Annotated in this window: 9 protein-coding genes; 7 read left to right on the top strand and 2 right to left on the bottom strand. The window is 66.2% G+C overall.

Translation table 11 applies throughout. From position 1 onward, the window contains the following. The first annotated feature begins 170 nt into the window (after nucleotides 1–170). The 5 genes from RMP10_RS22745 to RMP10_RS22725 all read left to right on the top strand — a co-directional run bounded on the left by RMP10_RS22745 (nucleotide 171) and on the right by RMP10_RS22725 (nucleotide 8,755). Nucleotides 171–2,276: a TonB-dependent receptor gene (locus RMP10_RS22745; RefSeq protein ID WP_310572358.1), complete on the top strand. Its 2,106-nt coding sequence runs from the start codon at nucleotides 171–173 to the stop codon at nucleotides 2,274–2,276. A gap of 119 nt (nucleotides 2,277–2,395) precedes the next feature. Continuing rightward, nucleotides 2,396–4,975: a zinc-dependent metalloprotease gene (locus RMP10_RS22740; RefSeq protein WP_310572357.1), complete on the top strand. Its 2,580-nt coding sequence runs from the start codon at nucleotides 2,396–2,398 to the stop codon at nucleotides 4,973–4,975. A 118-nt stretch (nucleotides 4,976–5,093) separates the two neighbouring features. Beyond that, nucleotides 5,094–6,989, top strand: coding sequence for a serine/threonine-protein kinase (locus tag RMP10_RS22735; RefSeq protein ID WP_310572356.1), 1,896 nt, complete (start codon nucleotides 5,094–5,096; stop codon nucleotides 6,987–6,989). Nucleotides 6,990–7,054: 65 nt separating this feature from the next. After that, complete coding sequence (locus tag RMP10_RS22730; RefSeq protein ID WP_310572355.1) at nucleotides 7,055–7,960, top strand: pirin family protein; 906 nt, start codon at nucleotides 7,055–7,057, stop codon at nucleotides 7,958–7,960. Continuing rightward, nucleotides 7,961–8,755 carry a DUF481 domain-containing protein gene (locus RMP10_RS22725; protein ID WP_310572354.1) on the top strand — a complete coding sequence of 265 codons (795 nt, stop codon included), beginning with the start codon at nucleotides 7,961–7,963 and terminating at the stop codon, nucleotides 8,753–8,755. It abuts the gene before it with no gap. Here the strand turns inward: RMP10_RS22725 and RMP10_RS22720 are convergent. After that, nucleotides 8,752–9,549: a PEP-CTERM sorting domain-containing protein gene (locus RMP10_RS22720; RefSeq protein WP_310572353.1), complete on the bottom strand. Its 798-nt coding sequence runs from the start codon at nucleotides 9,547–9,549 to the stop codon at nucleotides 8,752–8,754. The genes RMP10_RS22725 and RMP10_RS22720 overlap by 4 nt on opposite strands. Nucleotides 9,550–9,708: 159 nt before the next feature. Here RMP10_RS22720 and RMP10_RS22715 point away from each other — a divergent pair, with 159 nt between their 5' ends. Both RMP10_RS22715 and RMP10_RS22710 read left to right on the top strand, forming a co-directional pair. Continuing rightward, nucleotides 9,709–10,329, top strand: coding sequence for an RNA polymerase sigma factor (locus RMP10_RS22715; RefSeq protein WP_310572352.1), 621 nt, complete (start codon nucleotides 9,709–9,711; stop codon nucleotides 10,327–10,329). Further along, nucleotides 10,326–10,991 carry a hypothetical protein gene (locus RMP10_RS22710; protein WP_310572351.1) on the top strand — a complete coding sequence of 222 codons (666 nt, stop codon included), beginning with the start codon at nucleotides 10,326–10,328 and terminating at the stop codon, nucleotides 10,989–10,991. The genes RMP10_RS22715 and RMP10_RS22710 overlap by 4 nt, the downstream gene beginning before the upstream one ends. On the opposite strand, the gene RMP10_RS22705 is transcribed toward RMP10_RS22710, so the two are convergent. Further along, nucleotides 10,988–13,858, bottom strand: a complete 2,871-nt coding sequence (locus tag RMP10_RS22705) for a CHAT domain-containing protein (protein ID WP_310572350.1) — start codon at nucleotides 13,856–13,858, stop codon at nucleotides 10,988–10,990. The two genes, RMP10_RS22710 and RMP10_RS22705, sit on opposite strands and share 4 nt — an antisense overlap. Nucleotides 13,859–13,874: the final 16 nt, after the last annotated feature.

Genomic DNA, 13,874 nt, shown 5'->3' with positions numbered 1-13,874 from the left:
GTTCACTGGGCAACACAGGGTCTACGGCGCTCGCCCCGGATTGGATTTCTTCACCATTGCACAAGGTGCGCCAGCAAGAACCCCTACCCCCATCCATCCAAGTGAAGGTGCCCGACGTATGGCAATGGGTTCGTACTACGCCTTGCCCTTTCATTTTTACGCAACGATCAATGCGCCTCACCTCCCGTGCCAGCTGTCACCTCCTGTCCGGGGCGATTGCCTCCGCCTCTCTGGTTGGCGCTCTCTCGGCACAACAGACCGACACGAGCGCAACGGTCAGGGCGCGCGCGGACTCGTCGACGTTGACGACCTTGCGCACCGTGCGCGTACGGGGACGCGCCGACGACCTCGTCGGGGTGGCGACGACCGCCTCTCAGGGCCGCGTCGGTCGCGCCGATCTGCGGCTGCGTCCGCTCCAACGTGAAGGCGAGATTCTCGAAGCCGTGCCCGGCATGATCCTCACGCAGCACAGCGGAGACGGCAAAGCCAATCAAATGGTCGTGCGCGGATTCAATCTCGATCACGGCACCGACTTTCAAACGCGCCTCGAGTCCATGCCACTCAACCTTCCTACGCACGGGCACGGGCACGGCTATACCGACCTCAATCAACTCATCCCCGAGTTCGTCGATCATCTCGAGTACAAACTTGGGCCCATGTTTGCGGAGATCGGCGACTTCGGCAGCGCCGGCGGCGCCACGCTGCACCTGGCGCGATCGTTTGCGTCGCCTGTTGCGTTGCTCGAGAGCGGCGCGTTCGGCTACCGACGCACGGTACTTGGCGCGGGGACGACGAAGGGCCGAAGTCAGTTACTCCTTGGCGGCGAAGCAAAGCAGTACGATGGACCATGGGAGCAGCCGCAGCGCCTGGGAAAGTTCAGCGGCATGGCACGCTGGACCTGGCGCGGACGGACCAATGAGCTCTCGCTGCTGGCACTTGGCTACGCCAATCGATGGAACTCCACCGATCAGATTCCCAGTCGGGTAGTCGCCTCGGGCGCCATCGGGCGTTTTGGACAGGTCGATCCCACGCTGGGAGGTGACGCGCAGCGGCAGAGTCTCTCCCTCGCCTGGACGCGCACGCGGAAGCGCGGCTCGCTAACCGTTGACGCGTTTGTGGTGCGCCACGCGCTGACGCTCTTCTCGAACTTTACGTATTTCCTCGACAATGCCGCAGCGGGCGATCAGATCAACCAAACCGACGACCGCACGCTGGGCGGTGTGAACGCCGAACTGACCACGGTTGGCATTGTGGCCGGTATTCCCCATCTGCTGCGGAGCGGTGTGCAGCTCCGTGGCGACGACATTGCCGTGGGACTCTACCGGAGCGTAGCGCGCGTTCGCGGCGATACCGTGCGTCGCGACGGCATCGACCAGGGAAGTCTGGGCGGTTATGTCAGCCTCGAGTCGCGGTGGCACCCACGCCTGCGCACCGTGCTCGGCATGCGGCAGGACGTGTACGGATTTCGCGTGCGCAGCAACGATCCGCGAAACAGCGGCACACGCAGCGCCGCCATCGCCAGTCCGAAAGCGTCCATGGTCTTCACCCCCACCACCGGAACGGAGCTCTATCTCGGCGGGGGGTTCGGCTTTCACAGCAACGATGCCCGCGGGACGACGATTCGGATTGACCCGGTCAGCGGGGCACCCGTTGACGCGGTGGACCCGCTGGTCCGCTCGCGTGCCGCTGAAGTCGGTCTTCGGACGTCGGCCGGTGAATGGCTGCGCACCACGGCGTCAGTTTGGTCGCTGCAGCTGGACAGCGAGCTCCTGTTCGTGGGCGATGCCGGCACCACGGAGGCGCTGGGGCGCAGTCGCCGGGTAGGCGTGACGATGGCCAACTACCTGAAGCCGACCACCACCCTCACCCTCGATAGCGATCTTTCCTTCACGCGCGCACGCTTCGCGGACGCGGGCCCGGACAGCGATCGCATTCCGGGGGCGCTCGAGCGCGTGATCACGGCCGGCGCGACGTGGGAGCCCGTGGCCGGTGTTCACGCCATCGCGCGTGTTCGCCACTTCGGATCGAGTGCGCTGATCGAGGACAATAGCGTGCGCGGCACGCCCACGACGCTACTCAACGTGAGCGTCGGCACCACGTTTCGTGGTACGCGACTCACGGCGAGTCTGTTGAACGCCGCCAATGCGCGCAGCAGCGACGTCCAGTACTACTATACCTCGCGCCTTGCCGGCGAGGCTGGCACTGGCGTCGCGGATGTGCACGTCCATCCCGTCGAACCGCGCATGCTGCGCGTCGGCGTGTCGCGCGGCTTCTAGTCGTCATGCCGCGAAGAGGAAACCCGAGACTTCGACTCGCTACGGGCCGAGCGCTCGCCTAGACTCTAGGGGAGCCCGCCGAATGCGCGGGCGCGCCCTCCCTTTTCCGATCAGGTCCAATGCGCTTTCGCTCCCTCCCGCTGGCCGCGGCAGGGCTCGCGCTCGCCGCGTGTCAACCGGCCAAGAAGCCGACGCCCGCTCCGACGCCTGCCGCTCGCCCCGCTGCCCAGAATGGCACGCCGACTCCGGGTCAACCGACACCGGGCCAGCCGACCCCAGGTCAGCCACCCGCTGGTGGACTCCCTGCTGGTCTCGCGGCGGGCCTCGCCGGTATCGGAGGCGGTGGCGCTGACCCGGTGCCGCGTCCGTACGCGACGGTCATCACGCCGCGCGCCAAGACGAAAACCGGCGTGTTCGGCGTGCATCAGGTGGGATCGCGCCTGTACTTCGAGATCCCCGCGGCCGAAGTCGGGAAGGATTTCGTGGTCACGACCGTGCTGGCCGGTACCCCCGCCGGCATCGGCATCAACGGCACGCTCGGTCCCGACCGCGTGATCCGCTTCGAGCGCCGCGACAATCGCATCCTCATTCGCGACATCAACTACAACAACGTCGCGACCGACAGCATGCTCTCCACGCGTCGCGCGATGTCGCTGATCGAGTTCTATCCGATCATCGCCGCCCTCAACGTCGAAGCCTATGGCAAGGATAGCGCGGCCGTCGTGGAAGTGACGCGCATGTTCACCGGCGGCGTGCAGGAGTTCACCGCGGGCGGACGTCGCGCCGCCGTTGACGCCTCGCGCTCGTACATCGAGAAGTTTGCGGCCTTCACGCGCAACGTGAATGTGACGGCCACGCAGACGTTCACGCCACAGGGCGGTGGTGGTATTGCCATTCCGGGGCTCAACATCGGCGGCGCCCAGTCAACCACGGAAGCGTACACCTTCTCGATCGTGCGTCTGCCCGACGTGCCGATGATGCCGCGCTTCAATGATGCGCGCGTCGGCTACTTCGGCCCGAACAAGACCGATTTCGGCTCGGCCGAGCAGCGCGTGCTGCCGCGGCGGTACATCTCGCGCTGGCGTCTCGAGTGCTCCGATCAGAAGGTCGGCAATCTGTGCGTGCCGAAGAAGCCGATCACGTACTACGTCGACCCGGCCACGCCCGAGTGGCTCAAGCCGTGGATCAAGGCCGGCATCGAAGAGTGGCAGGGTGCCTTCGAGCAGGCGGGATTCGCCAAGGGCATCGTGGCGGGCGTCGTGCCCTCCGATCCCGACTTCTCCGGTGAAGACGCGTCGGTCGCGATGGTGCGCTGGCTCCCGTCGCCGGTGGCGAATGCCGTAGGACCGAGCACGGTTGACCCGCGCAGCGGCGAGATCATCGATGCCGACGTGCAGATGTACCACAACATCATGGACCTGCAGCGCGAGTGGTACTTCTCGCAGGTGGGCCATCTCGACAAGCGCGCCCAGACCTTCCCGTTCCCTGATTCGCTCATGGGACGCCTGGTGCAGTTCGTCGCGGCACACGAAGTCGGCCACACGCTCGGCTTTCCGCACAATTTCAAGAGCAGCTCGATGTACCCGGTCGACTCGGTCCGCAGCAAGACGTGGGTGGCCAAGATGGGACATTCGCCGTCGATCATGGACTACGCGCGGTTCAACTATGTCGCGCAGCCCGAAGATGGCATCCCGCTCGGCGATCTCGTGCCGAAGGTCGGCCCCTACGACATGTTCGCGGTGAAGTGGGGCTACACGCCCATCCCGAACGCGAAACGGCCGGAAGACGAAAAGACGACGCTCGACAGCTGGGCTCGCATGCAGGACACCGTGCCCTGGTACCGCTACGGCGGCGGGCAGGTCGATCCCGGCGAGCAGTCGGAAGCCATCGGTGATGCCGACGCGGTGAAGTCCACGCGCTTGGGCTTCAAGAATCTGCGTCGCATCGTGGATCTGGTGGTGCCCGCCTCCACGACCGATAAGACGGCCGACTACTCGCTGCTGCGCGCCACGTACGGCGGCGTACTCAATCAGTGGGCGACCGAAGCACAGCACGTGACGCGTGTGGTCGGTGGCCTCGACAAGCAGGAGAAAGCGGTCAGCCAAAGCGGACCAGTGTGGACGATGGTACCGCGCGCCCGTCAGAAGGCCGCGATGAAGTTTCTGAACGACGAGGTGTTCACCACGCCGACCGCGATGATCAAGATGGATATCCTCCGCAAGATCGAATCGGACGGCAACATCAACCGCGTGAGCGGTGCGCAGGCCCGCACCTTGTCGTCGTTGGTGCAGAACGCCAAGCTGCAGCGCATGGTGGAGTTCGAGGCCATCGCCACGAATAAGAGCGAGGTCTACGCGCTGGGCGAGATGCTCTCCGACCTGCGGAAGGGGGTGTTCAGCGAGATCTATTCGGGCAAACCGATTGACGCCTATCGTCGTCGCCTGCAGGCCACATACCTCGAAGCGATGGCCTCCAAGATCAAACCGCCGGCCGCGAACCCGCAGGACGCCGCGTTGGCCGCCCTGTTCGGACAAGGGGTGGTGAATACGCGCGATTTCCGCCCGTTGCTCAAGGACGAGATGCGCACGCTCGATCGTGAGCTGGCGGCGGCCGTCGGTCGCGCCGGGGATCGTACGACCCGCGCGCACCTGATGGACGCGCGCGACCAGATCAAGGCGATGCTCGACACGGAGAAGTAGGTCGGCATCGGCAACGGTGAAACGGGGCGATCGTGCGATGCGCACGGCCGCCCCGTTTTCCGTACCCTCGGCCACGCCGCTGTAACCGTAGGCAGCGCGCGCACGTAATTTTCCGCACATGTCATTGCACGCTGATTCCGCCCCCGGCGAGGTCGCCCCGGTTCGAGCCGCCCTGCGCGGCCAATACGAAATACAGCGGGAGCTCGGGCGCGGCGGCATGGGCATCGTGGTGCTCGCCCGCGATGAGCGCCTCGACCGGCTGGTCGCGCTCAAGGTGCTGCCGCCGCAGCTGGCCGAACACGCCGAAACGAAAGAGCGCTTCCTGCGGGAAGCGCGGATGGCGGCGCAGCTGTCGCATCCGAACATCGTGCCGGTATACCGCGCCGACGAGATCAACGGCTTCGCCTTCTTCGCGATGGGGTTCGTGGAAGGCGAGACGCTAGGCGAGCGGATTCGCGATCGCGGCGCCCTGCCCGCCGCCGATGTGGTCCGGGTGCTGCGCGAAGTGGCCTGGGCACTCGCCTACGCGCACGCCCGCGGGATCGTCCACCGTGATGTGAAGCCCGACAACATTCTGCTCGAACGCGGCACCGGCCGGTCAGTAGTGACCGACTTCGGCATCGCCCGCTCCGACTTCAATCCGGCGCTGACCCAGGACGGGTACGTCCTCGGCACCGTCCACTTCATGAGCCCCGAACAGGCCAGCGGGGAGCCGCTCGACGGCCGCAGCGACCTGTACGCGCTGGGCTGTATCGGCTTTCTGGCGCTCAGTGGACGGCTGCCGTTCGAAGGGTCGGCGCCGCAGGCGATCTTGGTCGCTCACGCCACCAAGGAGCCACCGTCGCTCCGATCGGTGGCGCCCGCCGTGCCGCCGGCTCTGGCCGCGGTGATCGATCAGTGCCTCCGGAAACGGGCCGATGATCGCTTTGCGAACGGCGAAGAGCTGGCCGACGCGCTGGGCAAGGCACTTGAGGCCGTCGAGAGTGCCGCCCGCGACGAAGGCGGGCAGACCGCGCTTTCCAGCGACGATGCCATGGTCATCTGGCGTCGCGCGGCGGAGCTGCAAGCGGAGGCGGCGGCCCGATTGGAGTCTCGCATGCGGGCAACCGCCGGTACCAAGCAGTTGGTGGCGACCTCGATGGCCCCAGTGAACGCGCAGGAGGGCGCGACAGCATCCGATCAGAGTTCTCGCACTGATGCGGCATTACCCACAGATGCCTACCGACTGCGCGATGTCGAGGCGGCGGCGATTGAAGCGGGTATTTCGCAGCGTTACGTGGCCTTAGCGCTCGACGAACTCCGCGCTTCGCCGAACGCGATCCAGCGTGCGCAGCCGATGCCCCGCTGGAAGGAGACCCTTGCCACTCGTCTGTTCGGCACCACCCAGCGCACGCTGTCTGTCACGCGTCGCTTTGCCGCCGCACCTCGCGCAGTACTTCAGGTGCTGGGACGATCACTGCAAGCAGCCCCATGGTCGCTGACGCTTCGCGACACACTGGGCGGACACCCTCTTGATGGTGGCGTCTTAGTGTTCGATTTGCCGGCTATGGTCGACGGCAACTATAAGTGGACGTGGACTCGCTACGGCGTGTACGTCCCGGAGCTCCGTGTGACGTTGGCGGCCGCACCGGGGAGCACCAGGGCCTGCGAAGTCACGATTCAGGTCAGCCTCCGAGAAGGGCTCACGGCCAACATCGCCGGCTACAGCCTGATCGCCGGCGGCGGCGGCGTTTTTGGCGGCTTCATTGGCGCGCTCATCGGCAAGAAGGCTTTGTTGCTCGCTGGAGCCGCCATCGGGGGACCGGCGCTGGCCGGCGCGCTGTTGGCCGGTGTCGCGGTACTGGCCACCGCCGGCCCGCTGTATCGGTGGGAGATCCGGAAAACCGAGGCCGAGCTGCAAGCCGCGTTGGCCACGATCGATGTCGCCATGCGATCCATCGACATCTTCGGGGAGGCACCCACCCCGCCCCCACCCCGCCCGATAAGTTCCGGCGGAGACCTCCTGGGCTTCTAATGTGACCCTTGCATTAGCTCATTACTGAGATATATTGCAGGGCATCCCAACCTCGAGAGTGTCTGATGTCTATCCGTCCCGTCAAGCGAATCGTGCAGGCCCAGGCCACCATGGAAGGCGCCGGCGTGCATCTGCACCGCGCCTTCGGGTTCGGCGAAACGTCGGAAACCGACCCGTTTCTGCTGTTCGATGATTTCCGGAACGACGTCCCGCGGCAATACCAGGCCGGCTTTCCGTGGCACCCACATCGCGGCATCGAGACCATCACGTACGTTCTCGCCGGCAACGTCGAGCACGCCGACTCGCTGGGCAACCGCGGCACGCTGGGCGCTGGTGACGTGCAGTGGATGACCGCCGGCAGCGGCATCGTGCACCACGAAATGCCACAAGGCGACGCCCAGGGACGGATGCACGGGTTCCAGTTGTGGGCCAACCTGCCCTCGTCGCTGAAAATGACCGCGCCTCGCTACCAGGATGTGCAGTCCGAGGCGATCGCCGAGATCATCGATGACGACGGCACCACCGTGCGCGTGATCTGTGGCGAATTCTGGGGCAAACGTGGCCCGGTCGACGGCATCGCTGCTGATCCCTGCTACCTCGATGTATTCGTCCCGGCGGGCCGTACGAAGTCACTGCCGGTGGACGCATATCGCAGTACCTTCGCCTACATTTTTGAAGGGACTGGAACGTTCCGTCATGCCTCGGACCCGATGGGCGTGCTGACGGAGCGGACGGCGGGCAACGACGACGACCTCGTGCGGGACATGTCCGGCAATCGGTCGCTGGTGCTCTTCGACAGCGGCGATGAAGTCGTGGTGCGGGCCGGCGAGCAAGGGCTTCGCTTTCTGCTGGTCTCCGGCGCCCCCATCAAGGAGCCGGTCGCCTGGTACGGTCCTATCGTGATGAACACGCAGGCCGAGTTGCAGGTCGCCATGCGCGAGTTGCAAGCGGGGACCTTCATCAAACACTGAATGCGCAGAACCGCCTTCCGTCTGTTCATCGGCACGCTGCTCCTCGCCGCACCCGTTGCGTTATACGCACAGGACGCGGCCAAGCAGTCTGCGGCCCAGTCCACCACGCCGAAGAAAAAAAAGATGTGGGAGGTCAATGGCTCCCTCGGCTTCTCGCAAACCAGCGGGAATGCCAGCGCGCTGACCACGAACGTGAACAACCGGCTCAAGTACAGTGTGGTCGGTTGGTCCGTCGTGCAGGATCTGGCGTTCTTCTACGGTGAAGCGAACGAGAAGGTCAACACGAACTTCTGGAACGGTGGCGTGCGCGGCGAGCGCACCGTGGCCGATCGCGTCGCGCTGTTCGTCGCGTCGCGCTACGATCGCAACGTGGTGCAGGGCATCAGCAGTCGCTTCCAACAGGGCTTCGGCGTGACCGTGGCCGCCGTCGACGTCAAGCAGACCAAGCTCAATGTGGCGCTGGGCGGTTCCTTCTTCTCACAGACGCTTACGCCGGGATCCACGGCCAAGGCGGCACGCGCCTTCCCCGCCGCGCGCGCCGCAATGGAATTCCGTCATCGACTCACCGAGCTCGCCTACATACAGCAGACCGCCGAGTATCTGCCCGCGATCGGCGACAGCACGAGCGCATACTTCCTGAACACCGAAAGCGCGATCGTGGCGCCGATCTCCAAGCAGATCGGCCTCAAGGTGGGCTATGTGATCCGCTACAACTCCGAGCCGCCGGTGCGGAACAGCGTGCAGCTGCGCACCACCGACACGTTCTTCTCCAGCGGGTTGACGCTGAGCTTCTAGGCCTCTGTGCGCCGACGACGCGCCATGAGCAGCGTGCCCGCCAGACCGGCGGCCATTAGCGCGTAGGTGGACGGCTCGGGCACGGTGGTACTGGGCGGCGGCCCGCCCGGCACGAGCACGCTGCCGGTCAACACGTTGTCCGTATCCACCCCGTACAGAAACGCGCCGGACTCCGTTGAAAGACCCGCGCCGTTTCCGTTGCCGAACTGCAGTGTGAACTGCTCGAAGAGATCGCCCACCGGCGGTTGACCGGTGAGGCCGACGAGGTTCGAGTAGATCGCCGTCACGCCGACAGCGGGAAACGTATTGGTGGGCGACAGCTGAAACGAGATTGCACCGCTTGAGCCGGGCGTACCGTCGATCGCCGTGCCGCTCCCGGCCACGTTGTCGCATCCCGACACGGTATAGCGGCAGTCGAACACCACGCCGGCTGGTCCTCCGTTGAACGTGAGCGACGTCAACGTACCCGCCAACGGGTTGGTCACTTGGAGCTGCCAAAAGAAGTTGTTGGTGTTCTGAGCGGCGCCGAGCGTCAGCTGACCCCAGTTGGAGTCAATGAGTCCAAAGTTGCCGGGTGACGAGGATCCGATGTCGCCCCACGTGCCACTGAAGACACTACCTCCACTGAAGTTGGCCGTGATGCGAAGCCCCGTCATCATGGAACCCGTGGTGGCGAAGCCGGCGATCCCCGAGGTGGTAAACGTCGAGCCGTTCTGAAACTGTACCGACTGCGCTCCGGCCGTCGTCCCCAGTATTACACTCGCGAGAACTGCAACCACTGATCGTACGTTCATCGGTCTGACTCGCTCGAAAAGGAGTTACTGTGCGCCAGGGCCTGCTCATCATCTATCCCGGCGAGCTGTCGTCTGAGTAACGCGTGACGAATTGCCGGATTCTCACTCTCGCGATTTCTGTGGCTCGCGCGCGACAGTCCCGTCAGTAGATTCCACGCCGTGGCCCACGACGCGCTCCCGATCCCCAACAAATCCACAGCGCGAGCGCCGCATGTCGGCGGGGAACCCGTGGATGACTCGGAATCGGTCGCGCCGGTCAACGGGGGCGCGATCGATCGCGTGCTCCTGCGGTTCGGCGGACTCATGCGTCGCGCCGCGCAAGCCCGTGGACTGCGCGAGTACGATGTCGACGAGGTCCTACAGGACATCCGCATCCGACTGTGGAAGACGCGCGCCAGCGATGAGAATCTGGACGCGCTCGGTGCGTCATATCTGCACAAGGTCGCCATGTCCGCCGTCATCGACTTCCTGCGTCGACGGACGGCGCGCCGTGAGGACACGCTCGACACGGTGTTGGCGTCGGAGACGCTCCCCGCGTCGCTGCAGGTCGCCCCGGTCGACTCGAGCGCGTCAACGGAGCTGTCGCACCGGCTCGAGGCCGCGCTCGGCGGCATCGTGCAGAATCGCCGTCTCGTCGTGCAGCTGCATCTCGAGGGATATGAACGCCAAGAAATTGCCGGCATGACCGGTTGGTCGGAGGCGAAGGTGCGCAACCTGTTGTACCGTGGGCTCGATGACCTGCGAGCCGCGCTACGTGCGGATGGAGAGCAGACGCCGTGAACGACGACGAATTGCGCAGCGCCTACGCGGCGCTTCGGCGTGCGCGTGCGCAGCGACCGGCGTCGGAACAGCCGACGCCCGAGGCGATGCGCACGGCGCTCGACGGCGAGCTTTCGGAATCGGAACGCGAGCGTATCCTCGAGCAGGCGATCACGTCGGGGGCGTCGGCGCAGCTCGCGCTGCTGCAAGCCGCGCACGTCGCCTCGAGCGGGGCGCTGCCCAACACGACGTCGCGTGCGTCGATGACCCGTGGGACCACGCGCTCGACGCGCCGCTGGTGGCCACTCGCCGCCGCGGCGGCGCTGGTGCTGGCTGTCGGTGTGCCGCTCGCCACGCGCGCGCCCACCGATGAGGCGATTCGCTTTCGTGCAGGAGCCGTGAGCGCGGCGCCACAGCTGATTGCTCCGGCCAGCGGCGCGGTCCTCTTGGACGCGCAGCGGTTCGTCTGGAGCGCGGTGCCTGGTAGCACCAGCTACACGCTGGAATTGCTCGATGCGAACGGACGGTCGGTGACGCAGCTCGTGGTCAACGACACCACCGCGGTCCTCGGGCCGTCGGTCACCGAGGTCGATCGCACCCGCACCACCGGCTGGTGGGTAACCGTCGCGACGGTCGACGGTCGTCGCACGCGCAGCGAGCTGCGACTGACCCGCCAGCGTTAGTCGACGCGCGAGAACCAGCGCTGGACGGCACTGCTCCATCGCCCCCATACACTGGCGGGGCGCGCCTGCAGCGTCAGCTGCAGCGTCGGATCGCCGAAGTACTCGAGATTCGCCCAGATGGCCGGTGAGGCCCCGTGGCGTAGCGCTGCCGTGCGAACGGCGTGCAGCGACGAGACCACGTCGCGTCCGGCGAACTGCGCGCGATAGAACGCGTCCATGTAGGGCCCGATCGCCGCGTCGTCGACCCGCCACCGCGTGGCCAGCACGCCGCGCGCTCCCGCATCCAGCGCCGTGCTCACGAGGCCATGGAGCGCCTGGCCGCTCAACATCACGCCGTCACCGCTCGCGCAGGCCGAAAAGACGACTAAGTCGAACGGCAACGGTTGCGCCGAGAAGTCACCGAGATCGAATAGCCCGTCATGGGTGGACGTCGCTTGCACCACGATACCGCTGCCGTCAAACGACGAGGGATCGGCTACGGCGTGACTGGCGATATGGAGGATCTGTCCACCGGCGCCGAGTCGCGTTGAGATCCGATCGCGCGTCGCGCCCCGACCGTCGAGCAGTTCGCCGCCACGCAGCATGCCCGATACCTGACGCGCTTCCTCGCGCGCGCCCGGAAGCGCCGACCACGACGACGTGGTACCGGGCATCATCGGCATCGTCGCCGGCGCTCCGACCACCACGGCGCGATAGGCGTCGCGGCCATCGCGTTGGAAACGCGGCACGCCGACCGCACCACCGAGCGCATCCTCTACCGACGGCGCAACCGCCACTTCGTAGTGCTCGATGAAGGCGCCACCCGCGGGATGGGTCAGCGCGACAAACGGCAGACGATGTAGCGCGCCGTCAGGGACCAGCACCACGCGCGTGATATGTGACGGGAGCGCACGCACGACCGGATCGATCAGCGCGGCCGCTAGCTCGCGCGAGAGTGGCGCCATCAACCGACCCGCCTGCAGGAAGGCACTGAAGCGCTCGATGCGCGACGCCAACGAATCGATCGGCGCCATGCGAACGCTGACCAGCGTGTCACGCGTCAGCACGAACGCGGTGGTGGGCTCGCCGCCACGACCCACGATGTAGCTCACGACGGCATGCGTTCGAGCGAGCCTTGCGCGCGCCAACGCTGAAATGCGGAGCGGATCGACCGCAAGCGAGTCGAACGCACGAACTGCCACACCGACGACACGCGTCCCGTCGACCGCGAGGACGCCGCGCTGCAGCGCCTGCTGCTCGCGGCTCCGAACCCGACGCCACTCAGCGATGGATAACGCTTCGGCATCCCGGTGCGCGACCGCAAAGTGCGACACGAGGGTCGCCAGACCGAGATCGAGATCCCAATCGAGATGTCGGTCGGCGAGCGCGGCTAACTGATCTTCGCGTCGCGTCCGCGTCGCGCGCCAGCCGTCGATCGTCGCCTGCGCTTGGCTGAAGTCACGCCAGGCCGCGTCGAGCGCGCCCGTCGAGGCTTCCGCCTCGGCGATCCGACTCTCTACTTCGAATCTGTTCGGACCGCGCATACCGCGCACGCCAAGCAGCGCGCGCCAGATCGCGAGGGCGGTCGCCGCATCGCCGTGCTCGAGTGCCAAAAGCCCACGCTGGTAGGCACGATTGGTTGTATTCCCTGTGTAGTTGCGCGCAGACGCCAACGAGTCCGCCATATTCAGCAGCTGACCGCTCAGTGCGAGCTGCCCTTCACGACGCGCGATGTCGGCGCGTGTCAACAGCACTTCGACGTTCGCCGTTGGAGCAACCGCATCGCTGTGCGACGCCATCGCACGGAATGCCGAATCGGCGGCGACCAGATCCCCTCGCAGCAGCATGCCCTCGGCGATGAACCGGTCGGCAAACGCCAGCCCGGTTCGGTCACCGATCTCGAGCAGTATCGCTCGTGCTTCGGTCAGCATGCGGCCGGCGTCGCCCACCGCACCGGTGCGCTGCGCAATCTGCCCGAGATTCAGCATCGCCCACGCTTCACCGCCGCGACTCTCACTCTGTCGCGCGACATCGAGCGACTCTCGCAGTCGTCTTCGAGCCGCCAAGTAATAGCCGCCGACAATAAAAGTCGTGCCTCTCCACTGCAGCGTGGCCGCTAGCCCCGGCATTAGCCCAGCCCGGCGCTGTACGCTGGCAAGTGTATCGAGTACGATGCCGACCTGCTGGCGATTTCCGCGCCCGTCGAGATACTGCGCCTGCGCAAAGAGGCAGTCGGCGTACACCCGCGGGCCCTGCGGCTTCGCGTCGTTGAGCGCCAATTGCCAACTGCTGTCGGTAATCACTTCGCTCGCGCGCACCTGGACCTGGAGGAGCAGGCATCGCTGCCGGGCCCGCAACCAGGCATCGCCAGCGGGGAGCAGCACAGCCGCGTCGCGAAAGAGCTGCTTCGCCGGTTCAATGCCGGCGGTCCGCAACACGGTCATCGACTCACCGAGCATGGCTTCGACCTGGCCGGCCGAATCACCGAGTTGGGCCATGCGCCGCGCCGCCCGCCGGTACAACGAGAGCGCCTCCGTGTACTGTGAGCGCTGTCCGCTCACCGAGGCCAAGCCCATCATCGCGTAGGCACCGGTGCGACTCAGTGAGTCCGACTGCGCCACGCGATACTGTCGCGTCGCTTCGTCACTGCGATAACGCAGCCGTGCCAGAGAACCATCGAGCAGCGCGGTCATGTACCGATCGCCACGCACCCGCGGCCGCCAGCGCTGTTCCGCCGCCAGCACGCCCGCGGTGTCCGCTTCGCGCACGACCTCGCGTACGAGCCGCGCCGGGTCGGACGCGAACGTAGCGCGCTGTGCCCGCAGCACGCGGGGAGACAACGCGTCGACGGCACCCGCCAGCACGGCGAGCGCCAGCACCGTCGGCACGCCCGAAACGGACCGC

It is taken from the genome of Gemmatimonas sp., from assembly GCF_031426495.1.
Lineage (GTDB): Bacteria > Gemmatimonadota > Gemmatimonadetes > Gemmatimonadales > Gemmatimonadaceae > Gemmatimonas.
This window is presented reverse-complemented; position numbering and strand designations above follow the sequence as displayed.